The following is a 25,135-nucleotide window of genomic DNA, read 5'->3' as shown; positions in this document are numbered from 1 at the left end:
GAGAAGATGGCTCCGGCGGTAGGGATCGAACCTACGACCAATTGATTAACAGTCAACTGCTCTACCGCTGAGCTACGCCGGAACGGTTCGCGCCGTATAGCAATCGAATTCCCGGTCGTCCAGTGCAGGCCGCAAGTTTTTTCGAAAAATTCAGCAGCAACAAAGCGAGGTCCAAAAACTTGTCAAACAGGAGGGATCAGGGCGGCGCTGAGACTGTGCAAATGCTGCTATCAAATTGCGCGTTTTTGTGTTTTGAAGAGCGCCATGCCGCCAAAATCTGGTGTGGCTTCTGTCTGGGCATAGCATGTTCCCGAAAAAGGTCTCGTTGCGGTCGCTACAGCGAAACTTGCACGGGAATACGTGTTAATCCGCCTTAGTACGGTTGATCCCACTCGCTGAAACTGTCGGACTTTAGGCTTGAATCGTGGAATTCAACAGGAGAACGCATTGAAAGTGAACGAACTTGAAAAACCTGTTCTAACCATGCCGGAAGACGCGCAAAATGTGCTGCGCGAAAACTACGAAGCGGCCTCTGTGATTCTAGAATACGGCTCTGGCGGATCGACTGTTTTGGCCTCAGAAATGCAAAACAAAACTGTGTTCAGCGTAGAAAGTGACCGAAGCTGGACCCGAAAAATGAGGCGCTAGTTTCGCGAAAACCCACCCAACACCGGGACCGAAGTTAATGTATCCTGGGTTGATATCGGTGACACCAAGAAATGGGGGTTTCCGGCAAATCAAGACAAATCAGGACGGTATCCCAGATATCCTTTGTCAATCTGGCAGAGCGAGGGGTTCAAGCATCCGGATGTTGTGCTCGTCGATGGCCGGTTTCGAGTCGGCTGTGCTTTGGCCACCGCATTCAATATTACACGGCCCGTGACCCTTCTTTTTGACGACTATGGAGATCGACCGCGAATGCAAGCAGCGGAAGAATTTCTGGATGCACCAGAACTTGTCGGCCGCATGGCTATATTTAGGGTAGAGCCCATGCAAATCCCGGCGGATCGCCTTATTCGGGTTATTCGCCTGCTAACGGTACCCTGAAGCGACGACTGAAGTGGAAATTGATTTGATAATCCAAAGAGCGCCGGAAAACGGAAACTGATATAGCAGTGGACGAAAGTACGGGCTCTCGACCGATCTATTTGTCAACTTCTTGGATTGTCAGGATTATTGGCTCCGGCGGTAGGGATCGAACCTACGACCAATTGATTAACAGTCAACTGCTCTACCGCTGAGCTACGCCGGAACTGAGGCGCGTATAGCAACCCGGATTCCCGGCGTCCAGAGGGGAAGCGCGCGAAGCATGAAAAAATTTTGACCTGTTATGCGACGCGATGAAAAACCGCCGAGGCAGACATTTTCCCGCGCGAAAGGACCCTGTTTTTCCCATTCAGATCAACAAGGTGCGCAAAGACGTTGCGTTCCGCGGCGGGCAGCAGGGCGGCGGGTGTTTCGGTATAGATACGCTCGGCCAACTGCCGGGCCGTGCCATCTGCCTGTTCCAGAGCCGTCAGAATCTGTGCCTCGCGGGATTGTCTGTGTTGGATCAACCAATCCAGACGTCCGGCAGGGTCTGTGATTGGCGCGCCGTGCCCTGCATGAAAAACTGACCAGGCGCGGGCGCGCAGGCGGTCGCAGGCCGCCATGAAGTCCGTTAAATCTCCGTCCGGGGGTGAGACCAAAGAACTGGCCCAACCCATCACGTGGTCAGCTGTGAAACAGGTGTCCTGCCAGCCGAGCGCAATATGATTTCCCAAGTGACCCGGGGTGTGGATGACCTCCAACTGCCAGTCATTTCCGTCAATGACTTCGCCGTCTGCAACTTCAACATCAGGACGAAACGCGGTGTCGATCCCTTCGCCGCCCCCTGTCATACCTTGCGCGACCAAACGGGTCATGACATCGCTTCGCCCGGCCTCTGGTCCGCCGAAGGCATAGATCGCTGCGCCTGTCCGCTTCGCCAGTGGGGCGGCAAGCGGTGAATGATCCAGATGCGTGTGCGTCACGATGATGTGGCTGATTCTCTGCCCAGGAGTCAGAGCATCCAGAATAGCGTTCAGATGCGCCTCGTCTTTGGGGCCGGGGTCGATCACCGCGATGTCTCGGTCTCCCAGCAAGTAGGTATTGGTGCCACGATAGGTCATGGCTGAGGGATTCGGGGCCAGAATACGTCTCAACCCGGGTTGCAGATCGACCGCAACACCTGCGGGTGGGTTGAAATCGTCAGGTGCCTGCATTCTGTGCTCTTTCTCTTATCCGGACGGCCCGCTAGGTTTAGCCCATGTCTTCGCAATGGCTCAAACCCTATCTGCCTCGCAGCCTCTACGCCCGGGCAGCCCTGATTCTGGTTCTTCCGGTGATCGTGCTGCTGCTAGTGGTGGGTATTGCCTTTATCCAAAAGCATCTGGAAGACGTTACCGGGCAGATGACCCGCGCGGCGTCACGCGAAGTGACTTTGATCACGACGATGATCGCCGATGCCGAAACGCAGCAGGACGCTCTGGCCGTTGTGCGCCCCGATTTGCGGGCCCTTGAAATGCAGGCGCGTTTTCTTGACGTGAACGAAGAACCGATGATTGGGGCGCGGCGCTGGTATGATTTCATCGCGCCACAGGTCCAGTCCGACCTTCAGTCAAACCTGCCCGATCTTGTGGCTGTCGCCTTGCCGACAAGTCGCGAAGCGCGGGTGTATTTGCAGACACATCTTGGGGTATTGCAGCTGACCTTTGATCGGCGCAGGTTGTCCCCAGTCGCGCCGCATCAGTTGATCGTGACAATGGTATTTTTCGCCGTGATCATGACTTCCATTTCCTTTCTATATATGCGCAATCAATTGCGGCCGATCACACGGCTGGCCGATGCGGCGCAGGCCTTTGGGCGTGGAAGGGTCGTGCCCTATACACCCGGCGGCGCCATCGAGGTTCGTGCGGCAGGAAATGCGTTCCTGGACATGCGCGCCCGGATCGAACGTCAAATCGAACAGCGGACGCTAATGCTGTCGGGTGTCAGCCATGATCTGCGCACACCGCTGACGCGACTAAAACTTGGACTGTCTATGCTGCCCGAAGACGAGGCCGCGCCTTTGCAGCAGGATGTGACGGAAATGCAGTCCCTGCTTGACGCGTTTCTGGATTTCACGCGCGGAGCTGCGGAAGGCTCCCCAGAAGAGGTGCAGCCAGATGTTTTCATTCGCCAGATCGTGGAGGATGCCAAACGCGCCGGGCATCAGGCCGAGCTGATTGGGGTTGAGGGGCAGGGGGCAGTGCTGCTGCGCCCTATGGCCATTCGCAGGGCCGTTGAAAATTTGATCGGAAATGCGGTGCGCTATGGATCACGGGCTGACGTCAGCTTGACACTGAATCCCAAGTCCATGCGTATCCGTGTCGAAGATGATGGCCCGGGTATTCCAGTCGAGGAACGCACCGAAGCGGTCAAGCCTTTCACGCGGCTTGATCCGGCACGGAATCAGAACAAGGGCAGCGGAGTAGGTCTTGGTTTGGCGATTGTGGCGGACATTGCCCGTGCACATGGCGGTACATTGCGCCTGGCAAAAAGCGAGCGTTTGGGCGGTCTTTGCGCGGATATTATCATAGGTCGATAGCAACACGCCTTGTTGCTAAAAAGTGCATGCAATTTTGTGCTTTTGTATAAGCATGTCATTCTGATCCCAGTTTTCTAACGACGTGGGGTTCAGAGAAAATGATTAAAGCAGCTCTCAGCAATATCGAGAAAATAGTCGTTACCGTCACTTCATTGTTTGCTCTTGTTCCGATTACGCAATTCGCGCGGGAAGCCGAAGACCGAAAATTCGAACGTATGGCCAGCTTCATTGCGCTTGGCGACACATGCAGCAATTGGATGCAGGAAGAAGTGATCCAGGGTATGGCGTTTGAGTTAAAGCATTTTGTCAAAGAAGACACAGACGAATTCGCACCAATTCCAGTCCAGGTCAGAGCAAATCAGGTGATCTATTGCTCATATGTTCTAGATTACTTCCAGGCCGAGTTTGCGAAAGTCTATGGCCCGCCAGATCCGGATCAGGACTATTTCGAACCAACTGCGGACGAATACTTGGCCATGCTGTATGACGCATCACATTGGTCCGTTCCGATCGACTTTGAAGACTATCTTGTAACGATCCGAAACCTGCCAAATTCAGCTGGGACACACGCGTTCTTTGAAACGCAGAGTCCTTGGTGGCTGGCTGGTAGTGTAGAAGAGTTTCTTAAATACTAGCGCCCGAGGTTTAACTCGCAGACAGGCCGCAGGTTGCTCCGAATTGTGGGGCTGGGCTTAGGATGTGTCACCTAATACCCATACCAACACCCCACAACCGTGACGGTATGGAAGTCGCTACTTGATCGCCGCTTTGATAGGCAGTTTGAGTGTGACAGCGTGGATGCAACGGTTCAGAAATTCTCTTTAAGAATAATGCTGTCCGAGAATTAAAACCACGCAACAGAAAGTGAGGTAACGATGTCAAATTAAACCAGACAAACAGATGGCGAGCCCTGTGTGTGGATTGCGACGACAATGAATCGCAGCGGTGTGATCCAGTCCATCCTTCGCAAGGAGTTTGGGTTAAGCTGGAGGGAAAAGCGCTCGGCGGACCATGTTGAATGGTCAAAAAGGATGGTTCAGGAGTCCGCTCTTGGTTGGAAGCGGGGGGATATCCTGACAAAAGAACAGGTTGGCGAGGTTTGGTACTTTAACTCCAAAGCTGAATATTACACCGCACCGTTCATTAGTGGCGGTGGCTATCCCTTGGTGTCTGAATTCACAAAGGCGGTATTGGAGCAGTTTGATCTGGGCAATACTGTTTTTCACCCATTGAAGCTGATGGATTCGACCGAGTCCCATCTGACCACATCCGAGCCATATTATTTTCTGAACGTGGGCAACAAACGCTCCATGGGCAACTACGATGCTCTAGGGCCAGAAGGTGATATTCGTTCGCCTCTCGATAACATCGGAAACGGAATCCGGTATCTGCCCAGAAGCAGTCGCGAATCTGAACTCGTCGTTGTGCCGGAGGCAATGGATGGTCCTGATATTTGGGTTGATCCGCTGGTACCCAAGCTCTTGTTTTTGTCTGACCATCTCGTTGCCGGTTTGAAAGCTGCGGGCGTCGACAAGGGCTGGGGTCTTGTTCGCTGCCGTGTCGGCACGCTCTGATATCTGACTTAATTCTCTAGAATATTTGAACCAGAAGGCATTTATCCATGGGTGAATACACTTTTAATGTCCATCATATTATTCCCCGCAAAGTGTTTAGGTCGTGTTGACAAAAGGGATTCACATCGGGCTTTGGGCATGATTCAAGCTAACATCTGCGATGGAGACCAGCTTGGCACGAGATTTGATGTCGGACGAGGAGTGGGCGTTCTTTGAACAGTTCATTCTTTCCGTTCGCGCCCCGAATGGGCGAAAACCTACCAACCACCGCCTTGTTCTTGACGGCGTTTTCTGGATAGCACGTACCGGCGCGCCGTGGCGGGACCTTCCTGAAGAGTTCGGGAAATGGTCGAGTGTCTATCAACAGTTCCGGCGTTGGACACTTGCCGGCCTCTGGGAACAGATCCTGGAGGCGCTGATCGAGAGCAGGATCGTTCCAGATGCCCTACAAATGGTCGACAGTACCGTGGTTCGCGCCCATCATCAGGCAGCGGGCGCTAAAGGGGGACTCCGCGACAGGGTTTTGGTCGCTCAAAGGGTGGCTTTACGACCAAGATCCATCTCCGGGTGAATGCGGCCGGTCTGCCGATGAGAACTGACATCACACCTGGCCAGACGTCCGATTATCTTGGCTTCGATCTCATCATGGACGACAATCTGCCGGAACCTTTAGTACTGCTGGCGGACAAGGGGTACGATGCCGACAGCACTCGCGACCAAATGCGCAGCCGATATATCCAACCTGTGATCCCAATGCGGAAGTCGCGAAAGAAGCGCGTCGGTGTTGATCGCCCACTGTATCGACTACGGAACCTGGTTGAGAGATGCTTCAACAAGCTGAAGAATGCCCGCCGTGTCGCGACACGTTACGACAAAACTGCTGAAAGCTTCCTCGGCTTCGTCGATATCACGTCAATCCGCATATGGCTCCGCCATTTGTCAACATGACCTAGTCACGGTCGCTTCCAGATTGGGAAGCGGCAGCGCATGTTTGGGCAAAAGCCCACGGGTTGAATCGAAGAATCCAGTGGTATTCAAGATTACAAAGCTCAGCTCGTGGATCTGCGTTCTCGCCGATGCGTGGCGAAACCCCAAAACCATAGGGCGGCTATCAAAGAGTGGCTGGAGAGAAATGACATTCCGGCACTGGAAAAACGGCCAGGGTGGTTTGAGGTGGATTCGATAAAAACTACTGAGTTCGTTGGGTAGTACATTATATATGTGGCTGCTTCATTTTGAGCCGCATATCGTACCCCGCCGGTGTATTATTTATATAAAACAATAACTTAGCGGTGATCTTGGTAGGCCCGGCAGGACTTGAACCCGCAACCAAAGCGTTATGAGCGCTCTGCTCTAACCAATTGAGCTACAGGCCCGCCACGGCGTCTTGCCTATCACGGTGAACGCCCGCGTCAAGCCTGACCGTTGCAACATGATGCACAATCGACTAACCCGCCCGCAAAGCATTCATGAGGGACCGACCATGACAGCGGGTAAGAACGGAATCACCTATGCCGATGCAGGCGTGGATATTGACGCGGGCAATGCTCTGGTCGATCGGATCAAGCCCGCCGCCAAACGGACCAACCGCCCCGGCGTGATGAGCGGGCTGGGTGGCTTTGGCGCATTGTTCGATCTGAAAGCAGCGGGGTATCAGGATCCCATTCTGGTTGGGGCAACCGATGGCGTGGGCACCAAGCTGCGGATTGCAATTGATACTGGCGTTGTGGATGGGGTTGGCATTGATTTGGTGGCCATGTGCGTCAACGACCTGATCTGTCAGGGGGCCGAACCGCTGTTCTTCCTGGACTATTTCGCCACCGGAAAGCTGGATACCGACACGGCAGCGCGGATCATCGAAGGCATTGCCGAGGGTTGCGCGCAATCCGGCTGTGCGTTGATCGGGGGCGAGACGGCTGAGATGCCGGGCATGTATCCCGATGGTGACTTTGATCTGGCCGGGTTCTCGGTTGGTGCGATGGAACGTGGTGCGGATTTGCCCGCTGGTGTTCAGTCGGGTGATGTGCTGCTGGGCCTGGCCTCGAACGGGGTCCATTCCAACGGTTATTCGCTGGTGCGTAAACTGGTTGAGCTGTCTGGGCTGGGCTGGGACGCGCCGTCGCCCTTCAGCGCTGGCACCTTGGGTGAGGCTTTGCTCACGCCCACACGCCTCTATGTCAAACCGGCGTTGGCTGCTGTCCGCGCCGGTGGTGTTCACGCGCTGGCGCACATTACAGGCGGTGGTCTGACCGAAAACCTGCCGCGTGTGTTGCCCGAGGGGTTGGGGGCCGAGATCGATCTGGACAGCTGGCAATTGCCGCCCGTCTTCAGCTGGATGGCGGAAACTGGCGGTATTGTCGAAGCCGAAATGCTCAAGACCTTCAATTGCGGTGTTGGCCTGATTGTCGTGTGCGAAGCAGACAAAGCGGATGAGCTGTCGATCTTGCTAAAAGACGCCGGTGAGACCGTTGCACGGATCGGCACCGTGACTGAGACGCCCGGCGTTGCCTATTCGGGCAAACTGCTGTGAGCCACAAGCGCGTCGCGATCCTGATCTCCGGGGGCGGGTCGAACATGGTGTCGCTGGTCGATAGCATGATCGGTGATCATCCGGCGCGGCCTTGTTTGGTGCTGTCTAATAATGCGCAGGCGGGCGGGCTGAAAAAAGCTGCAGACCGTGGCATTCCGACCGCAGTGGTCGATCACCGCCCGTTCAAAGGGGACCGCGCCGCGTTTGAGGCCGAGCTCTTGAAGCCCTTGCAAGAGGCACAGCCGGACATTGTGTGTCTGGCGGGTTTCATGCGCGTGCTGACGGGGGATTTTGTGTCCAGGTTTCAGGGGCGGATGCTGAACATCCACCCTTCTTTGTTGCCGAAGTACAAAGGCTTACATACGCACGCTCGTGCAATTGAGGCCGGGGACGCCGAGCATGGTTGCTCGGTTCATGAAGTCACCGCAGCGCTGGATGATGGCCCGATTTTAGGCCAGGCTCGTGTGCCTGTTGAGCAGGGTGACACGCCGGATACGCTGGCTGCGCGAGTCCTGGTTCAGGAGCATGTGCTCTACCCCGAAGTGTTGCGCCGTTACGCAGAAGGCAACAGGTCGCCCGTCCTGTTGCCCTGAACCCGCTCTGGGTGATTTACACCCGCCCGATATTCGGCCTATGGTCGTCGGTAACGCTCGGGACGAAGAAAATAACGGGCAGTCACAAAACCAAGAGCGATACTAGTACGGCGCATGAAAACCCTGACGACGACGCAAGAGCTGGCCGACTTCTGTAAGGCCGCCGCAAGCTATCCTTATATCACTGTCGACACTGAATTCCTGCGCGAGCGGACGTATTATTCCAAACTCTGCCTCGTGCAATTGGCGGTCCCTTCCGAAGACGAAGACAGCGCGGTTCTGGTGGATCCCTTGGCTGATGAGCTATCGCTGGAACCGCTGTACGAGCTGTTCCGCAACGAAGATGTCGTCAAGGTTTTCCACGCCGCTCGTCAGGATCTTGAGATTTTCTGGGTTGAGGCAGGTGTGTTCCCCAATCCTTTGTTCGACACACAAGTCGCAGCGATGGTTTGCGGCTTTGGTGAACAAGTCGGGTATGAGACATTGGTGCGCAAAATCTGCAAACAGGGCGTCGACAAGACCTCTCGGTTTACGGACTGGTCTAGGCGTCCGCTGACAGACGCGCAGAAATCTTATGCGTTGGCTGATGTCACCCATCTTCGCAAGATTTATGAACACCTGGCGGCTGAACTTGAAAAGACAAAGCGCAGCCATTGGGTAGGGGAAGAACTGCGGACGTTGACGCAACCCACCACCTATGACATCCGCCCGGAAGAGGCTTGGAAACGGGTAAAGACGCGGACAAACTCGGCCAAGTTCCTGGCCGTGGTGCGGGAATTGGCCCAGTTCCGCGAAGCTTATGCGCAGGAAAACAACGTTCCTCGGAATCGGGTTTTCAAGGATGATGCACTGATCGAATTGGCGTCAACCAAACCCAAAACGCCCTCGGATCTGGGCGGATCGCGGCTGTTGCTGCGCGAGGCAAGAAAGGGCGCGATTGCCGAAGGTATTTTGACGGCTGTAAAACGCGGGGTGAATTGCCCGGCGGATATGCTGCCAAAGGTCGATACGTCGCGCGATAAGCTGAAGGTCAACCCGGCATTGGCCGACTTGCTGCGGGTTCTTCTGAAATCCAAGACAGAGAGCTCCGGCGTAGCCGCTAAACTGATCGCCACCAGCTCTGAACTGGATCAGATCGCCGCTGGCGAGCGCGACTTGCCCGCGATGTCTGGCTGGCGGTTCGAAGTATTCGGCGAAGACGCGCTGAAGCTATGCGAAGGCAAGATCGCTTTGGCTGCTAAAGGGCAGGCGGTCAAGGTTGTGTCGCTTTAGAAGGTTTTAGCGCCGTCGCGACTCTAACGCGTTCTGCTGTCCAACCACACGCACCAGTCGAATGCCTTCAAGATCCTGACGACTGACATTCACAGCGTCCGACACCATGCGGGTACGTTCGGATCCTTGAGGTGTTTGCGCGCTGGGATAGTTCACGAGGAACTCAAATTCCATTGTGCCGTTTTTCTCGTTCTCTTCCGAGTTCACACGAACCAGGCGGGCATTGTATGCGCCCTGACGGACAGCCGTTCCCGACGCATAAATGATGGCACCGGTTGGGGTGGGATCGATGCGCAGCTCGTCAATCTGACCGATTGGAATGCTGGTGTCCGCGATATTCGGGCGCGAAAACAGGCCCGTGCCTTGTCTTTGCTGAGGAACCAAAGCGTCAGCTGCGTTAGGGTCCGGCGGCGTTTCAGCTTCTACCGATCTGCTTGAGCCAAACCAATTCGACGGGTTCACCCGAGAATCACGCCAGCTGCTGCATGCAGTCAAGGTCAGCGTGGCGATGATAAGAACGGACAGAGATTTTTGCATGGACCCACAGCTTTTCACACGAATACAGGCAATGGGTTAGCGCAAATTCCTCGCGTTGAAAAGCCACCGCGGGGCTGGACAGCAGGTGGTCGTCGGCATAGGTCACAGTTGGTACCGAAACCAAAAGGATCGCCGCACCATGGCCACGCCCGCCTTTGAAGACATTGTCGAGGATTTCGAGTTTCTGGAGGACTGGGAAGACCGGTATCGCCATGTCATCGAACAGGGCAAGGCGATGGACCCATTGGATGACGCGTTCAAAGTTCCAGCAACAAAAGTGAACGGGTGTGCCAGCCAAGTCTGGCTGCATCCGATGATCGAGTCCGGTGTTTTCAAATTCGATGGCGACAGCGACGCGCTGATCGTGCGAGGGCTCATTGCTGTCCTGCGCTCCTTGTATAATGGTCTGCCCGTAGCCGAAGTGCCCAAGGTTGATGCTGGAGCAGAACTGGCGCGTTTGGGGCTGAATGATCATCTGTCTGCACAACGGTCCAACGGCCTTCGTGCCATGATCGAACGCATACGGCAGGTGGCCCAGGAAAACGCGTAAGGTCAGGTCGGACGGTTTGCCCAATCTGACAGCGTGGTTTCCAAATCGCCATAGCCGGTAAAGCGCCGCTCGAACTCCAAACCCATCCTGTCCGCGCATTCTCGCGCACGTTCCGTGAGGTCCGGATCGTCGATCTGCGCTTGATAGATCAGTTTGGTGTAGTTGCCGAAATACATATCCCGCAGCTCTGGGTGTCGATCCAGACCCAAGGGTTTCCAGACAAAGGCGTCAAATTGCCGGGCCAAAAAGTCGGTCAGGTAAAAGGCCGTGGTCTCATCCTCGCCGCGCGCCTCAAAGGCTTGGTTGCCTTCGAAGAACGAGTAACAATGCGGGCCCTTGACCATCTCGACCCCCAGCTTTTCACAGGCTTGTTGAAGCAGGCCGCCGGTCCCGCAATCTGCGTAGACCACATAGATTTTGTCGAATTGGTCCCGGTGCTTGGCCACAGCGTCTTCCACAGCTTGCGTGATCCGTTCCGGGTGGACATGAAGAATCGCAGGCAGGCATGTCAGCGCCATGTGATCCCAGCCGTTACGCGATTTGATATCCAGAATCTCTTTGGCCAACGCCCCACATGCGATCAGCAGGATACGGCCAGATTCGGTGTCGGTGTAGCCTTTGGTCGTTAGGCTGGCATCATCAGGCAGAACGTCGTTTGACATTGTATGGCGTCCTCTGGGGTTGCTCACAGAAGAGGATGAATTTGACCTGCCGGCAAGCCTTGTTCCGACCTCTGATCGTAAACTGCCGACGTCTTCGGTTTGGTCCCGCCAAAATAGGTTGTGGTCAGAGACCTGCGCAACTTGGCGGTTGCGCTTGTTCCAAAGATATGAGCCCGAGCTTCTAAATGAAAAAGGGCCGCCCCAATCGGGCGGCCCTTCTGTGAAAATGTAAGGCGGATTAGCCAGCCAGCTGGTTGTGCTTGCGGCCTACAAAGTCCTTCGCAGTTTCCACGGCAACCGCCGCGTCACGGCAGTAAGCATCTGCACCGATGGCATTGCCAAATTCTTCGTTCAGCGGCGCGCCGCCGACCAGAACGATATAGTCATCGCGCACACCTTGTTCGACCAACGTGTCGATAACTACTTTCATGTAAGGCATGGTTGTGGTCAGCAGGGCAGACATACCCAGAATGTCGGGCTGTTCGGTTTCAAGTGCTTCCAGGTAATTCTCGACCGGGTTGTTGATGCCGATATCGACAACTTCAAACCCTGCGCCTTCCATCATCATCGACACGAGGTTCTTGCCGATGTCGTGAATGTCGCCCTTGACGGTGCCAATAACCATCTTGCCAACGCGTGGCGCGCCGGTTTCTGCCAGCAACGGCTTCAGGATCGCCATGCCACCCTTCATGGCGTTGGCGGCCAGCAGAACTTCGGGTACAAACAGGATGCCGTCGCGGAAGTCATGGCCCACAATGGTCATGCCACCGACCAGAGCTTTGGTCAGAATGTCATAGGGGGTCCATCCACGCTCCAGCAGGATGTTGGTTCCTTCTTCGATCTCTTCTTTCAGACCATCGTAGAGATCGTCGAACATCTGCTCGACAAGTTCGTCGTCGTTCAGTTCGGACAGGATGATGTCTTCTTCGTCGGACATGGGGTATTCCCTGTGCTGGGCGGGCCATCGGCCCGTGGTGGCATTTTTTCCGTTTTGGCCAAAACGTCGCATTCTGACTGTGACGATTGCGACGTCGGTCGTTTCGGGACCGACCTATATGTCAAAAAATCACGTGGCTCGAATGAAAAATCCGCATGATAATCGTGCATTCGGTTTGATCGCGGCTGTTTGGGGCGCTTTCATGAGGAGACTTGTACAAACCCGGGCGCAGGTTTATGTTCCAAGTGGGAACAAAAATAGAACAAAGCGCCAAAATGACTGTTGTACCAACCATAAAGGCCAGAGGAACTAATTCGAACGCCACTGGTCGGTTCGAGCGTTTTGCAACCGTAGCCACCGATGATGGGTGGGAGATTGACGAATCCCCACCGCCTTTGCGCACCGAAACAAGGGACGAGGTGGCGCGCAGTGCGATTACGTACAATCGGTCTCCGGATTTGCCGTTTGATCGATCCATCAATCCATATCGCGGTTGTGAACATGGCTGTGTCTATTGTTTTGCCCGGCCCAGTCATGCCTATCTGGGATTGTCCGCAGGGCTGGATTTCGAAACCCGCCTGACAGCGCGTCCCAACATGAGCTGTGTTCTGCGAAATGAATTGTCGTCCAAGTCTTATAAGGTCGCTCCGCTGGCTATAGGTACAAACACGGACCCGTATCAGCCGATCGAGAAAGATCGCCTGATTACAAGGTCCTGCCTTAAGGTGTTGCACGAGTTCAACCATCCGGTTGCAATTGTCACCAAGGGCGCTTTGATCGAGCGGGATCTGGACATTCTGACTGAAATGGCCAGCCGTGGATTGGTGCGCGTAGGGATCTCGCTGACCACTTTGGATCCCGCTTTGTCGCGTCGGATGGAACCTCGTGCACCGTCACCGCAGCGGCGTCTGCGCATGATCCGCACACTGACCGAGGCCGGGGTTCCGGTGCGTATGATGACATCTCCGATTGTGCCCGGCCTGACGGATCATGAACTAGAGAACCTGCTTGAGGCGGGACAGGAGGCAGGAGCAGATGCCGCCAGTTGGATCATGCTGCGATTGCCGCGTGAGGTGTCGCAGTTGTGGCAGGATTGGCTGGCCGAACACCAACCGGCACGGGCGGAAAAAGTGATGTCCAAGCTGCGCGACATGCACGGTGGGCGGGACTATGACCCGCGCTGGGGCCACAGAATGCGGGGTGAGGGTGAGTACGCCGGAATTATTGCCCAAAGGTTTTCCAAAGCTTGCAAGCGGTTAGGGCTTTCTGTGAAATCTGCCCCTCTACGTTGCGATCTTTTTGAAATTCCGCCGCAACCCGGGGATCAAATGAGCTTGTTCTAAAGCCTAAATACACCCCTGGGCTGACCGCTGAATAATATCGCAAAAGCAATTTCTTATACTGATTTCGAAATGCCCGATTGCAAAAAAGACCCTGGTTAAACCAGGGTCTTAAATATTTGTCGAAGTTTGGAGAATCAGCGGTTTTCGATATCCACGTAATCCCGCAGTGTCTCGCCCAGATACAGCTGACGCGGGCGACCGATCTTGTTCTGAGGATCGGCAATCATCTCTTTCCACTGGCTGACCCAGCCTACTGTGCGCGACAGAGCGAAGATCGGCGTAAACATGGATGTTGGGAAGCCCATCGCCTCAAGAATGATCCCAGAATAGAAATCGACATTCGGGAACAGTTTCTTTTCGGCGAAATACGGATCTTCCAGCGCTTCTTTTTCCAGTTCTTTAGCGACCTGAAGCTTGGGATTGTCGTCAATGCCCAACAGGTCAAGAACTTCGTCTGCCGACTGTTTCATCACTTTGGCACGCGGGTCGAAATTTTTGTAGACACGGTGACCAAAGCCCATAAGACGGAACGGATCGTCTTTATCCTTGGCGCGGGCGATATATTCGGGAATGCGATCAACGGTGCCGATCTCTTCCAGCATTTCAAGACATGCCTGGTTGGCGCCCCCGTGGGCAGGACCCCACAAGCACGCAACACCGGCTGCGATGCAAGCGAACGGGTTCGCACCCGAGGACGATGCCAGACGCACGGTCGAGGTCGAAGCGTTCTGTTCGTGATCCGCGTGCAGAGTCAAAATCCGGTCCATCGCGCGGCTGAGGATCGGGTTGACCTCATAATCCTCGGCGGGAACGGCAAAACACATGCGCAGGAAATTCGACGCGTAGTCCAGGTCGTTGCGCGGGTAAACGAACGGCTGACCGATGTGGTATTTGTAGGCCCAGGCCGCAATTGTCGGCATCTTGGCGATCAGACGGTGCGAGGCAACCTCGCGCTGGTGCGGGTCCGAGATATCGGTCGAATCGTGATAGAAGGCCGACATTGCCCCGACAACACCGACCATGATGGCCATCGGATGCGCATCTCGGCGGAAACCGCGATAGAAATACTGCATCTGCTCGTGCAGCATGGTGTGACGGGTGATCGTGGTTTCGAACTTTTCCAGATCCTTTGCCGCAGGTAGTTCCCCATAAAGCAACAAATAGCAAACTTCGAGAAAGTGCGATTTCTCGGCCAATTGGTCGATCGGATAACCCCGATGCAGCAGCTCACCTTTTTCGCCGTCGATATAGGTGATGGTGCTGTCGCAGCTAGCGGTCGAGGTGAAGCCTGGATCGTAGGTGAAAACCCCGGCTTGTCCGTATAGCTTGCGAATATCAACAACATCAGGGCCGGCGGTCGGGGAATGAACTGGCAACTCGTATTCTTTGCCGTGAACAGTCAGAGTGGCTGTTTTGTTGCTGTCAGTCATAGTCGTCCCTTCTTCAATCATGCGCACGCCGGACAGACCTCCGGCGATACGGGCAACGATTGCGCGCGAACGCGCAATCCGGGTGTTAGCGGAGCAGCGTTACCCGACTATGAAGATTGGGTTTATTTCGCTGCCTCAGAAAGCCGCGCCAAGGTTTCATCCCGCCCCAGCACCAGCATCATGTCAAAAACCGAAGGTGTAACGGCCCGGCCTGCCAGTGCGGCCCGTAGCGGACCCGCCAGCTTGCCGAACTTGAGCTCCTTTGACTCGGCAAAGGAATTCAGGGCCTCCTCCAGCTCGTTCCGGGACCAGCTAGCATTTTGCAGCTGCGGCGTCAATTCCGACAGTATACCATCGGATACAGATGACAGCGCCTTCTCCGCCTTCTCATCCGGGACAATTGGGCGTTGGGTTAGCACAAAATGCGCTTTTTCAAGGAGTTCTGGGAAAGTACGCGCCCGATCCTTGAGGCAATACATCGCACGTTCCAGATCACTGGATTGTGTCGAAGTGAGAGCAGGAAGGTTCGCTGCCGCGAGGTAATCTTCAATTTCCCGCCGCAGCGCAGCATCATCTGAGATTGCAATATGCTGTCCGCAGAGATTTTCCAGCTTTTTCAGATCGAAACGGGCCGGGTTTTTTCCGATTCCGTCCAGATCGAACCACTCTTTTGCCTGCGCATCCGTGAAGAATTCGTCATCACCGTGACTCCAGCCTAAACGCGCCAGGTAATTGCGCATTCCAGCCGCGGGATAGCCCATGGCCTGGTATTCCTGCGCGCCCAGTGCGCCATGACGTTTCGACAATTTCTTGCCGTCGGGCCCGTGAATCAGCGGGATATGTGCCCAGACCGGAACGTCCCAGCCCATTGCCTCATAGATCATCATCTGACGCGCGGCGTTGTTCAAGTGATCGTCGCCGCGAATAACGTGGGTGACGCCCATGTCGTAATCGTCGACCACCACCGCCAGCATGTAGACGGGTGTGCCGTCCGAACGCAGCAGGATCATATCGTCCAGTTGATCATTGCGGATGGTGACATCGCCTTGAACCTGATCGCGGATCACGGTCGCACCGTCTTGTGGCGCTTTGATGCGAATGACAAATGGCGCATCGGGATGTGTTGCCGGATCAGCGTCGCGCCACGGGCTGCGGAACAGGGTTGATTTACCTTCGGCCCGCGCCTGTTCGCGGAAGGCGGCGATTTCTTCCTGAGTTGAGAAGCACTTGTATGCCTTGCTTTCGGCCAACAGTTGATGCGCAACCTCAGCATGCCGGTTTGCGCCCTCGAACTGGCTGATCACGTCACCATCGTGGTCCAGTCCCAGCCACGCCATACCTTGAAGGATTGCGGCAGTCGCTTCAGGTGTCGAGCGTTCGCGGTCGGTGTCTTCAATCCGCAGCAGGAACTTGCCGCCACGACCCCGTGCATAAAGCCAGTTAAACAACGCGGTACGCGCGCCGCCAATATGCAGAAAACCTGTAGGTGAAGGGGCAAAACGTGTGACGACCTGGTCGGACATGGTGGGGATTAACCTTTTGGTAACCGTATCTGGCATAGTTTGACGCCTGTCTAACGAGCCCGAAGGACGGGGGCAACCATGCGTGTTCTTGCACGGGTTGAGGCCGCGCTGCTGCACCAGACTGGGTACATGTTCCCATGGACGCCGGTGATGCTGGCAACCGGGATTGGCCTGTATTTCGGCATCCGGGCAGAACCTGCCATGCCGGTTTACGCTGGTCTGGTTTGTCTATGCTTGGCTTTCGTCTTTGCGCGCCGCTGGCTTGCGCCGGGGGTGGGGTCGTTGGCCATCGGGGGCGCGCTGATCGCTGCCGGTTTCTGTCTGGCAGGTGTTCGCGCCCATATGGTGGCAGAACCGGTTCTGTCGTGGCGGTATTATGGCCCTATCGAGGGGAGGGTCGTCGCCATGGATCGGTCTGCCTCGGATGCGTTGCGGTTGACGCTTGATCAGGTGCGCATAGGGGACGTGCCGCAGGAGCGAAGGCCGCAGCGCGTCCGTCTTTCCGTTCATGCCCCAACCGGACCTATTGCACCGGGGCAGAGGATTATGACGACGGCGCATCTGTCTCCACCACAAGGGCCCGTAGAACCCGGCGGGTTCGATTTCCGCCGTCATGCCTGGTTCCAGAGTTTAGGCGCAGTGGGGTACACACGCGTTCCTGTTCTAGCCATTGCGCCCGCATCAGACGGGGTCAAAGGAGTACGGATAACCGCAATCCGAATGGCCATATCGCAGCGCGTGAAAGAAATACTACCTGGTGAAATTGGTGGCTTTGCAGCAGCAGTCACCACCGGGGATCGCAGTGGTATGGGGCAAGATACGCTATCGTCGCTGCGCGCATCGAACCTTGCACATCTGCTGGCAATCTCGGGGCTGCATATGGGGCTGCTGACGGGATTCGTATTTGTGGCTTGCCGCATCTGTCTGTCGTTACTCCCGGCGCTTGCGCTGCACTTGCCTGTGCGAAAAGTTGCCGCTGTCTGCGCCTTGTGCGCGGCGATTGTCTACCTGATGTTGTCCGGCGGAAATGTCGCGACCGAACGTGCCTTTGTCATGGTTACGGTCATGCTGGGAGCGGTGCTGATCGACCGCAGGGCGATCTCTCTCCGCGCCGTGGCGGTTGCGGCGGTGATCGTTCTGCTCCTCAGGCCGGAATCCCTGTTAAGTCCGGGATTCCAGATGTCATTTGCAGCAACCACAGCTCTGGTCGCCGTGTTCGGGGCGCTGCGCGAAGTGGGTCCCTTGCCTGGACCGAAATGGATTAAGCCGGTGGTTGGCGTGCTGATGTCCTCGGCCATTGCCGGGCTTGCGACGGCTCCGATCGGTGCCGCGCATTTCAATACCATGTCGCACTACGGTCTTTTGGCGAATCTGCTCTCTGTTCCGGTTATGGGCTTGTGTGTTGTTCCAGCGGCGGTTGTCGCCGCGCTATTGGCTCCTCTGGGGCTTGAGGCGATTCCCCTGACAGTGATGGGGTGGGCATTGCAGTGGATTTTGACGGTGTCACATTGGGTTTCGAATCTGCATGGCGCACAAGGTTATGTGGTCAGCCCGCCGTGGTACGTTCTGCCTGTTATCGCCCTGGGCGTTTTGTGGATCGCGCTGTGGCAGGGACACGCAAAGTGGATTGGGATGTGCCCGATTTTGGCGGGCTTTCTGCTGTGGACTGCGGGGCACCGCCCCGACGCCCTGATCGCCGAAACCGGAGGTTTGGTGGGTGTTATGACTGAAGAGGGTCGCGCGTTAAGCAAAGGCAAAGGCAGCGGGTTTGTCGCAACTGTTTGGCTTGAGAATGACGGGGATGGTGTCGATCAGTCACAGGCTGCGCTCAGATGGCCCGAGACGAACGCAATCCAGCGCTACCTGATGAAAGATCAGGAGATTATCCACCTGACTGGCAAAAGGGCTGCAAACGGGTTTGACGAATGCAAGGCAAACCAGATCATAGTCTCTGCTGTGGCTCTGAATTTGAAGGGGCCGTGCGGGGTCTTTGACCCCGATCGCTTGTACGAAACCGGCAGCTTGTCTGTTCTGAACGGAAAGCTGATATCAAGCGCCGAGCTAACGGGGCAAAGGCTTTGGTCCCCAAACGCGACCGGGGACCTTCCGTCCAAGCAGGATCAGTAAGTCCGGATCAAGCCAACAAGGCGGCCTTGAACCTTGACCTTTTCTTCAGGCAGAACGCGCGTTTCGTAGACCGGGTTGGCAGCTTCAAGCGCGATGGCATTGCCCCGGCGGAAATACCGCTTCAACGTCGCTTCTTGATCCTCGACCAGAGCAACCACGATGTCGCCGTTATCTGCTGTCGCCGTTTCCCGGATCACCACTACATCACCGTCGTTGATACCCGCGTCGATCATCGAGTCTCCACGAACCTCCAACGCGTAATGCTCGCCCTTGCCGGAGACCATGGGGCCGGGGACGGCGACATGGTGCGAGACATGGCTGATGGCCTCAATGGGAACACCAGCCGCAATCCGACCCATGACCGGCAGTTCCAGCGCGTCGACTGAAACGGGTTCCACATTCGCGGGGCGACGACCTTCCGGTTTGTCACCTTCGATAACCCGCGGCGAAAACCCGGTTGTGGGTTCGCCCCCAAGGCTTTCAGGAAGTTTCACAATCTCAATAGCGCGGGCGCGATGGGCGAGGCGGCGGATAAACCCGCGTTCTTCCAGAGCGGTGATCAATCTGTGGATGCCGGATTTCGACCGCAGATCAAGCGCGGCCTTCATTTCGTCGAAACTGGGCGGAACACCGTCCGCCTGCACGCGTTTGTGGATGAATTCCAGCAAATCCAATTGCTTCTTGGTCAGCATCGCTCACACCTCGTCGCTCATGCGTTTTCTTTTGTTCTACGCATGTTCACGTTTTGTGTCAACGGATTTGAGAACATCTCAGATCGGCAGGTACTGAACCGTTTCCCCGATTTCACGGGCGGGATCGTGCGGTTGTCGGACCAAAAGCGCATTTGCTTGAGCCAGAACGCTGAGAAGCGAGCTGTCTTGATCTGCAGAGGCTTCGATGCCCGTGTCGCTTAGAACTGCGCGCATGTAGTGCTCTCGCGGTCCGTTTTCCGACAAGGGAGCCGTGAGCTGCGCTGTACGGAAAGTCGGAACCACGTCGTCCAGGCCAAGCATCAGGCGCACCATCGGTGCTAAAAACAGATACCCGCACACCATGGCGCTGACCGGGTTGCCGGGCAAGCCCACAATAGCCGTTTCGCCGATACGACCGGCCATCAGTGGTTTTCCGGGACGCATTCGGATCTTGTAGAACGACCGCTCCATCCCCAAACCCTGCGAGACATCTGCGACAAGGTCATAGTCACCAACCGAAGCGCCACCGATTGTGACGACAAGATCGGCCCCGTGCGCCAAGCCAAATGCAGTTTCAAGCGAGGGAACGGTATCGCGCGCAATGGGCAGAACGCGTACCGATGCACCCAGACCTTCAAGCAGCGCCTGCAAACCGAATGTGTTGGAGGCAATGATCTGATCTGGGCCCGGCTCTTCTCCGGGCATCACCAACTCGTCGCCGGTGGAGATAAGTGCAATCACCGGTTTGCGCGCAACCGTAACGCGGGGAGTGTTCATTGCGGCCATAAGAGCCACATCTTCGGCCCGGATCAAACGTGGTGCTGAAATGGATGTGCCGATTTCAAAATCTACGCCAGCTGGCCGGATATTGGTTTTGGGGCCGGGTTCGTCGGTGATCGTGATCAGGTCACCACGTCGATCTGTGTCTTCCTGAATGATCACAAAATCCGCGCCCTCGGGCACTGGCGCACCGGTGAAAATGCGCACCGCCTGACCGGGACCGACCTGGCCATCAAAGCGATGGCCAGCCGCGGATTCTCCGACCACCTTGAACATGGCGTGCAGCTCAACTTCGGCGGCCTTTACGGCATATCCATCCATCGACGATGCCGCGAAGGGCGGTTGGTTCCGCCCCGCCACAACATCCCGCGCCAATACACGCCCGGCGGACTGTGCCAGAGGAACCTCTTCCGAAGGTAAAACCCCCACCAGATCGAACAGCAGGGCGCGCGCCTCTTCGACTGTGATCATTTCGCCTCGTAACGCCCTGATTTACCGCCATCTTTCAAGAGAACGCGGATTCCGCCAATCTCCATCGCCTTATCGACGGCCTTTGTCATGTCATACACTGTCAAAGCCGCGGTTGAGACTGCGGTTAGGGCTTCCATCTCAACACCGGTCTGTCCCGAGGTCTTGACCGTGGCCTCGATCTGAACACCCGGCAAATCAGGATCAAGGGTCAGTTCAACCGCCACTTTGGTGATTGGAAGAGGGTGACACAACGGGATCAAGTCGGGCGTCTTCTTTGCGCCCATGATGCCCGCCAGACGGGCGATGCCCAGAACGTCGCCCTTTTTCGCGCGGCCTTCAGAAATGATTTCAAAGGTTTCCGGCTCCATCCTAATGTGCCCGGCAGCAACGGCGACACGGTCTGTCACGTCTTTGTCCGACACATCGACCATATGCGCCTGACCTTGAGCGTCAAAATGGGTCAGCGGCATCACATCACTCCGGGGATCAGAGGGTTGGACAGGATATGACGCGTGGCGGCTTCAACATCATCCTGCCGCATCAGGCTTTCACCAATCAGGAAGCACCGTGCACCATAGCGCGCAATGTCCTTCAGATCATCCGGTGTTCCCAGGCCGCTTTCGCAAACAATTGTGCGGTTCGCTGGTACCAGCTTGGACAGGCGTCGCGTGGTGTCCAATGTTGTCTCGAAGGTCTTGAGATTGCGGTTGTTGATGCCGATCAACGGGCTTTTCAACTGGGTGGCTCTTTCCAGTTCCGCTTCGTCATGCACTTCGATCAGAACATCCATACCCCAATCAAAGGCAGTTTGTTCCAGTTCAGCCGCCTGATCATCACTGACCGAAGCCATGATGATCAAAATGCAATCGGCGCCCAAGGCGCGGGCTTCGATCACCTGATAGGGGTCATACATGAAATCCTTGCGCAAAGCGGGCAGCGAAGTCGCCTCGCGTGCCTGCGTCAGATATTCCTTTGCGCCCTGAAAGCTTGGGGTGTCGGTCAGCACGGACAAACACGCAGCACCACCATCCTCATAGGCTTTGGCCAGTACAGGCGGGTCGAAATCCGGACGGATCAGACCCTTGGACGGGCTGGCTTTCTTGACCTCGGCAATCAGGCCATAGCCTTGCCGCGACGCGGATTGCAAAGCTGTGGCAAAGCCACGGGTTTCCGATGCGGCCCGTGCTTCGCTCTCCAGTGTTTCCAGGGATTTCTGTGCTTTGTCGGCTGCGACCTCTTCCAGTTTGTAGGCTTTGATCTTGTCCAGAACGGTTTCGGTCATGCGGCTTCCTGTGTCTTGCGTGCCAGAGCGGCGATTTTTTCTTTGGCTTTGCCGCTGTCGATGCTTTGGGCGGCCATGGCGACACCGTCGCGCAGATCGCTTGCCGCTTCGGCGACGACCAAAGCGGCAGCCGAATTCAACAGTACTGCATCGCGATAAGCGGATGGGGCACCGTCCAACAGAGCGCGGAATGCGACGGCGTTCTCTTCTGGTGTGCCGCCGATAATGTCTTCGAACGGATGTACCGGCAGACCTGCGTCTTCGGGGTGCAGTTCGACCTCTTTGATCGTGTCATCTTCCAGCGCAGCGACCCAGCTGATTCCCGTGATCGTGAGTTCATCCGTCCCGTCCGATCCATGCACCAGCCACGCGCGGTCTGATCCCAGCAGACCAAGCGTTTCGGCCATTGGTCGGATCAGGTCGCGACTGAACGCGCCGGTCAATTGCCGCTTGACGCCTGCGGGGTTGGTCAGGGGGCCAAGGATGTTAAAGATTGTACGCGTGCCCAGTTCCTGGCGTGATGGCATTACGTGGGCAATGGCCGGGTGATGCATCGGTGCCATCATGAACCCAATTCCAACTTCTTTTAGAGCATCTTCAACAACTTGGGGACCAACCATGACGTTGATGCCCATCTGACCCAGGGCATCGGCTGCTCCTGATTTCGAACTGAGGTTCCGATTGCCATGCTTGGCAACGGTGACACCGGCACCGGCAACCACAAAAGCCGTCGCGGTCGAGATGTTCAGTGTGCCTTTGCCGTCGCCGCCTGTGCCCACGATGTCCATCGCTCCGTCCGGAGCTTTGACGGCGTTGCACTTTGCCCGCATCACAGCGGCGGCAGCGGCGTATTCATCGACGGTTTCACCACGTGTGCGCATGGCCATCAAAAGCCCACCGATCTGGCTGGGCGTGGCTTCGCCATCAAACAGGATGGCAAAGGCTTTTTCAGCTTCGTCACGAGTCAATGGACGATCGGCCGAAGCTCCGATCAGCGGTTTCAGCGCGTCGCTCATGCGGGGACTTTCAGTTCTTGTAGGAAGTTCTTGAGCAGGGCGTGTCCATGCTCGGAGGCGATGGATTCCGGGTGGAATTGAACGCCATGTATGGGCAGTTCCTTGTGCTGCAGCCCCATGATGGTGCCGTCTTCCAATTCAGCCGTGATCTCAAGACAGTCGGGCAGGGATTCACGCTCAACAATCAGCGAATGATAGCGGGTCGCTTCAAAGGGTGAGGGCAGACCAGCAAAAACACCTTTTCCGGTGTGTTGCATCGTGCCCATCTTGCCATGAACAATCTCGTGACAGCGCACTACTTTGCCGCCAAAAACCTGACCGATGGTCTGATGCCCCAAACAAACCCCCAGCAATGGTGTTTTGGTTTCTGCGGCGGCTTCAGTCAGCGCCAAGCAAATCCCGGCCTGATCCGGGTCGCAGGGGCCGGGGCTTAGCAGGATACCGGCGGGGTTCATAGCCATCGCTTCCTGTACATCAAGCGCATCATTTCGGCGAATAACCATTTCGGCACCAAGTTCGCCTAAATAATGTACCAAATTGTAGGTAAACGAGTCGTAGTTGTCGATCAGCAGCAGCATATGGGCACTTATCTTCACTTGGGCATTTCAGGCTGGCGATGCAGCCCCGGGCCACGGTATAATGTCCTCACATACATGCTCAGGCTTGGGCGGCAGCGTCAAGAGGACATACCGTTTCTGACGCGTTCAATTGGCCGAGCGCCACACCAGATGGCGCAGAGCTGGACGAGGCAGAGAAAAGAGGCGAAAGGCAGAAAAAATGGGCGGATTTTTCGGAGGAATGGTCGCCGGGGCGATCGTTGTTTTGATCCTGGGCGTGATCGTGTCGCTCAAGACGCCGATGGTCAATACGCCGGTTGTTGTAACCGAAGCACCGGCTCCGGTAATTTCCGAAGCACCTGAAGCACCGACTGAGGTGGCCGAAGCGGTTTCCGATGCCGATGTGGTGGAATTGGCTCCGCGTGGGCTGGAAGCCGCCGATGACTCAACCGAGGATCTGGTTGACTTGTCCGGGCTTGAATCGTCTTCGGACACGCAACCAGAAGTGGGCGCAGCGGCTGAGGCCGTGGACCAACCAGAGGCCGCGGTTGCGACTGAAGTGTCAGTTGTGACCGAAGCGCCTGCAGCGCCGCCAGAACCCAGCCTTGCACCTGCGGCTCCGCAGGACGAGGCAGAGCCAGCCGTAATCGACGATACACCGACCCCTCCCGTGGAAGAGCCCCAGACAACCGAAGTCGCGCTTGTCGAGCCGGAACAAGACCCATTGCCTCAAACGACGGTGGACACTGAAGAGGTAAATCCGTTTGAAAGCAGTCCGATTGCGGTGGAAGGGGATGAAGAAATTCTTCCGCGCAAGTTGCCGCGTATCGCGGCATTGCCGCAGATCGGCGGCGAACAGGAAGTACCAGTCAGCTCAACGATTGGAAAACGCGTTGTTCCTTTGACCGAACGGGATGATGAGCCAGTGGTCGAGCAAGCCTCGGCAGAAGAAGCGGCACCAGCGGACAAGCCGATCGAACGCTATGCCGCGAAGTTCGAAAACCCCGAGGCCAAGCCCTTGATGTCCATCATTCTGATCGATGATGAGGGCGCGTTTGGTGTCGAAGCGCTGCAAGACTTTCCCTATCCAATCAGCTTTGCCGTTAACCCGTCCGATCCTGATGCGGCGGAAAAAATGGCGCGGCACCGCGCGGCCGGGTTCGAAGTCATGGCGCTTGCTGATTTGCCTGAGGCCGCAACCGCTCAGGACGCCGAGGTGTCCCTGTCGGTCTGGCTGGATACTCTGCCCGAAACCGTTGGTATTCTGGAAGGGGTAGACAGCGGCATTCACGGCAATCGCAAGTTGGCCGATCAAGTTGCGGAAATTGCTGCCGGAACTGGCCGGGGATTGATCACGCAGGACAATGGGTTGAACACCGTTCAAAAACTCGCGGCCCGAAACGGAACTCCTTCAGGTGTCGTGTTCCGTGACATCGATGGTGCGCGTCAGGATCCGAAGGTCATGCGTCGTTTTCTGGATCAGGCCGCGTTCCGCGCCGGGCAGGAAGGTGCTGTGGTCATGTTGGGGCGGGTCCGTCCCGAAACGATTTCAGCATTGTTGCTTTGGGGGTTGGAAGACCGTGGCAGCCGCGTCGCCATGGCGCCGATTTCTGCGGTCATGATGAAACAGGTACAGTGACTGGCATAAAACA

24 protein-coding genes and 3 tRNA genes are annotated in these 25,135 nt (G+C 56.2%); 12 read left to right on the top strand and 15 right to left on the bottom strand.

Features of this window, described 5'->3' with window-relative positions:
- Positions 1-7: 7 nt before the first annotated feature.
- Positions 8-82: transfer RNA gene (locus GS632_RS05630), tRNA-Asn, on the bottom strand.
- A 365-nt stretch (positions 83-447) separates the two neighbouring features.
- Between GS632_RS05630 and GS632_RS22330 the strand changes: the two genes are divergently transcribed.
- On the top strand, positions 448-648 hold the full coding sequence (locus GS632_RS22330; protein ID WP_371809953.1) for a hypothetical protein: 201 nt from the start codon (positions 448-450) through the stop codon (positions 646-648).
- Between the two features lie 529 nt (positions 649-1,177).
- Here the strand turns inward: GS632_RS22330 and GS632_RS05620 are convergent.
- Both GS632_RS05620 and GS632_RS05615 read right to left on the bottom strand, forming a co-directional pair.
- Positions 1,178-1,252 (bottom strand) — tRNA-Asn (locus GS632_RS05620).
- Between the two features lie 76 nt (positions 1,253-1,328).
- Positions 1,329-2,243 (bottom strand): MBL fold metallo-hydrolase, encoded by a 915-nt coding sequence (locus GS632_RS05615; protein ID WP_171237651.1) that lies wholly within the window; start codon positions 2,241-2,243, stop codon positions 1,329-1,331.
- Positions 2,244-2,287: 44 nt separating this feature from the next.
- Between GS632_RS05615 and GS632_RS05610 the strand changes: the two genes are divergently transcribed.
- The 4 genes from GS632_RS05610 to GS632_RS05595 all read left to right on the top strand — a co-directional run bounded on the left by GS632_RS05610 (position 2,288) and on the right by GS632_RS05595 (position 6,129).
- Positions 2,288-3,607: an ATP-binding protein gene (locus GS632_RS05610; protein ID WP_171237650.1), complete on the top strand. Its 1,320-nt coding sequence runs from the start codon at positions 2,288-2,290 to the stop codon at positions 3,605-3,607.
- Positions 3,608-3,705: 98 nt separating this feature from the next.
- A complete protein-coding gene (locus tag GS632_RS05605) occupies positions 3,706-4,242 on the top strand; it encodes a hypothetical protein (RefSeq protein WP_171721445.1) in 537 nt (178 codons plus the stop codon).
- Positions 4,243-4,539: 297 nt separating this feature from the next.
- Complete coding sequence (locus tag GS632_RS05600; RefSeq protein WP_171173790.1) at positions 4,540-5,181, top strand: imm11 family protein; 642 nt, start codon at positions 4,540-4,542, stop codon at positions 5,179-5,181.
- A 160-nt stretch (positions 5,182-5,341) separates the two neighbouring features.
- Positions 5,342-6,129, top strand: a protein-coding gene (locus GS632_RS05595; protein WP_171237648.1) for an IS5 family transposase whose coding sequence is annotated in 2 segments (ribosomal slippage) — positions 5,342-5,681 and positions 5,681-6,129 — 789 coding nt in all. Because the reading frame shifts where the segments join, the coding sequence is not laid out codon by codon here.
- 351 nt (positions 6,130-6,480) lie between these two features.
- On the opposite strand, the gene GS632_RS05590 is transcribed toward GS632_RS05595, so the two are convergent.
- Positions 6,481-6,557, bottom strand: a tRNA-Ile gene (locus GS632_RS05590).
- 107 nt (positions 6,558-6,664) lie between these two features.
- Between GS632_RS05590 and purM the strand changes: the two genes are divergently transcribed.
- The 3 genes from purM to rnd all read left to right on the top strand — a co-directional run bounded on the left by purM (position 6,665) and on the right by rnd (position 9,576).
- Entirely contained in the window at positions 6,665-7,711 is a 1,047-nt protein-coding gene (gene purM, locus GS632_RS05585; protein WP_171176150.1) for a phosphoribosylformylglycinamidine cyclo-ligase, read from the top strand.
- Positions 7,708-8,304 carry a phosphoribosylglycinamide formyltransferase gene (gene purN, locus GS632_RS05580; protein ID WP_171237647.1) on the top strand — a complete coding sequence of 199 codons (597 nt, stop codon included), beginning with the start codon at positions 7,708-7,710 and terminating at the stop codon, positions 8,302-8,304. The genes purM and purN overlap by 4 nt, the downstream gene beginning before the upstream one ends.
- Positions 8,305-8,418: 114 nt before the next feature.
- On the top strand, positions 8,419-9,576 hold the full coding sequence (gene rnd / locus GS632_RS05575; RefSeq protein ID WP_171721444.1) for a ribonuclease D: 1,158 nt from the start codon (positions 8,419-8,421) through the stop codon (positions 9,574-9,576).
- Positions 9,577-9,582: 6 nt separating this feature from the next.
- On the opposite strand, the gene GS632_RS05570 is transcribed toward rnd, so the two are convergent.
- Positions 9,583-10,113, bottom strand: a complete 531-nt coding sequence (locus tag GS632_RS05570; RefSeq protein ID WP_171237645.1) for a hypothetical protein — start codon at positions 10,111-10,113, stop codon at positions 9,583-9,585.
- A 139-nt stretch (positions 10,114-10,252) separates the two neighbouring features.
- Between GS632_RS05570 and GS632_RS05565 the strand changes: the two genes are divergently transcribed.
- Positions 10,253-10,663, top strand: a complete 411-nt coding sequence (locus GS632_RS05565) for a SufE family protein (RefSeq protein ID WP_171173799.1) — start codon at positions 10,253-10,255, stop codon at positions 10,661-10,663.
- Positions 10,664-10,665: 2 nt separating this feature from the next.
- Here the strand turns inward: GS632_RS05565 and GS632_RS05560 are convergent, their stop codons facing one another.
- On the bottom strand, positions 10,666-11,325 hold the full coding sequence (locus tag GS632_RS05560) for a DUF1638 domain-containing protein (RefSeq protein ID WP_171237643.1): 660 nt from the start codon (positions 11,323-11,325) through the stop codon (positions 10,666-10,668).
- A gap of 238 nt (positions 11,326-11,563) precedes the next feature.
- Positions 11,564-12,262, bottom strand: a complete 699-nt coding sequence (locus GS632_RS05555) for a B12-binding domain-containing protein (RefSeq protein WP_171237642.1) — start codon at positions 12,260-12,262, stop codon at positions 11,564-11,566.
- Positions 12,263-12,537: 275 nt separating this feature from the next.
- Between GS632_RS05555 and GS632_RS05550 the strand changes: the two genes are divergently transcribed.
- On the top strand, positions 12,538-13,605 hold the full coding sequence (locus GS632_RS05550) for a PA0069 family radical SAM protein (protein WP_171237641.1): 1,068 nt from the start codon (positions 12,538-12,540) through the stop codon (positions 13,603-13,605).
- A gap of 134 nt (positions 13,606-13,739) precedes the next feature.
- Here the strand turns inward: GS632_RS05550 and gltA are convergent, their stop codons facing one another.
- Positions 13,740-15,035 (bottom strand): citrate synthase, encoded by a 1,296-nt coding sequence (gltA, locus tag GS632_RS05545; RefSeq protein WP_171173804.1) that lies wholly within the window; start codon positions 15,033-15,035, stop codon positions 13,740-13,742.
- A 122-nt stretch (positions 15,036-15,157) separates the two neighbouring features.
- The gene (gene gltX, locus GS632_RS05540) at positions 15,158-16,558 is read right to left on the bottom strand and encodes a glutamate--tRNA ligase (protein ID WP_171721443.1); all 1,401 of its coding nucleotides are present in this window, start codon (positions 16,556-16,558) and stop codon (positions 15,158-15,160) included.
- Between the two features lie 78 nt (positions 16,559-16,636).
- On the opposite strand from gltX, the gene GS632_RS05535 reads away from it, so the two are divergent.
- Entirely contained in the window at positions 16,637-18,685 is a 2,049-nt protein-coding gene (locus tag GS632_RS05535; RefSeq protein ID WP_171721442.1) for a ComEC/Rec2 family competence protein, read from the top strand.
- Here the strand turns inward: GS632_RS05535 and lexA are convergent.
- The 6 genes from lexA to GS632_RS05505 form a co-directional block, all read right to left on the bottom strand.
- Positions 18,679-19,377, bottom strand: coding sequence for a transcriptional repressor LexA (lexA, locus tag GS632_RS05530; RefSeq protein ID WP_171721441.1), 699 nt, complete (start codon positions 19,375-19,377; stop codon positions 18,679-18,681). The genes GS632_RS05535 and lexA overlap by 7 nt on opposite strands.
- Positions 19,378-19,455: 78 nt before the next feature.
- Positions 19,456-20,628 carry a gephyrin-like molybdotransferase Glp gene (gene glp / locus GS632_RS05525; protein WP_171721440.1) on the bottom strand — a complete coding sequence of 391 codons (1,173 nt, stop codon included), beginning with the start codon at positions 20,626-20,628 and terminating at the stop codon, positions 19,456-19,458.
- Positions 20,625-21,098: a cyclic pyranopterin monophosphate synthase MoaC gene (gene moaC / locus GS632_RS05520; protein WP_171237637.1), complete on the bottom strand. Its 474-nt coding sequence runs from the start codon at positions 21,096-21,098 to the stop codon at positions 20,625-20,627. Before moaC ends, glp begins: the two co-directional genes overlap by 4 nt.
- Positions 21,098-21,910: an indole-3-glycerol phosphate synthase TrpC gene (gene trpC / locus GS632_RS05515; RefSeq protein WP_171173816.1), complete on the bottom strand. Its 813-nt coding sequence runs from the start codon at positions 21,908-21,910 to the stop codon at positions 21,098-21,100. The genes moaC and trpC overlap by 1 nt, the downstream gene beginning before the upstream one ends.
- Positions 21,907-22,926, bottom strand: a complete 1,020-nt coding sequence (trpD, locus tag GS632_RS05510) for an anthranilate phosphoribosyltransferase (protein WP_171173818.1) — start codon at positions 22,924-22,926, stop codon at positions 21,907-21,909. The genes trpC and trpD overlap by 4 nt, the downstream gene beginning before the upstream one ends.
- A complete protein-coding gene (locus GS632_RS05505; RefSeq protein WP_171176152.1) occupies positions 22,923-23,504 on the bottom strand; it encodes an aminodeoxychorismate/anthranilate synthase component II in 582 nt (193 codons plus the stop codon). The genes trpD and GS632_RS05505 overlap by 4 nt, the downstream gene beginning before the upstream one ends.
- A 199-nt stretch (positions 23,505-23,703) precedes the next feature.
- Between GS632_RS05505 and GS632_RS05500 the strand changes: the two genes are divergently transcribed.
- The gene (locus GS632_RS05500) at positions 23,704-25,122 is read left to right on the top strand and encodes a divergent polysaccharide deacetylase family protein (protein ID WP_171721439.1); all 1,419 of its coding nucleotides are present in this window, start codon (positions 23,704-23,706) and stop codon (positions 25,120-25,122) included.
- Positions 25,123-25,135 lie beyond the last annotated feature (13 nt).

It is taken from the genome of Ruegeria sp. HKCCD7296, assembly GCF_013110775.1.
GTDB lineage: Bacteria > Pseudomonadota > Alphaproteobacteria > Rhodobacterales > Rhodobacteraceae > Ruegeria.
This window is presented reverse-complemented; position numbering and strand designations above follow the sequence as displayed.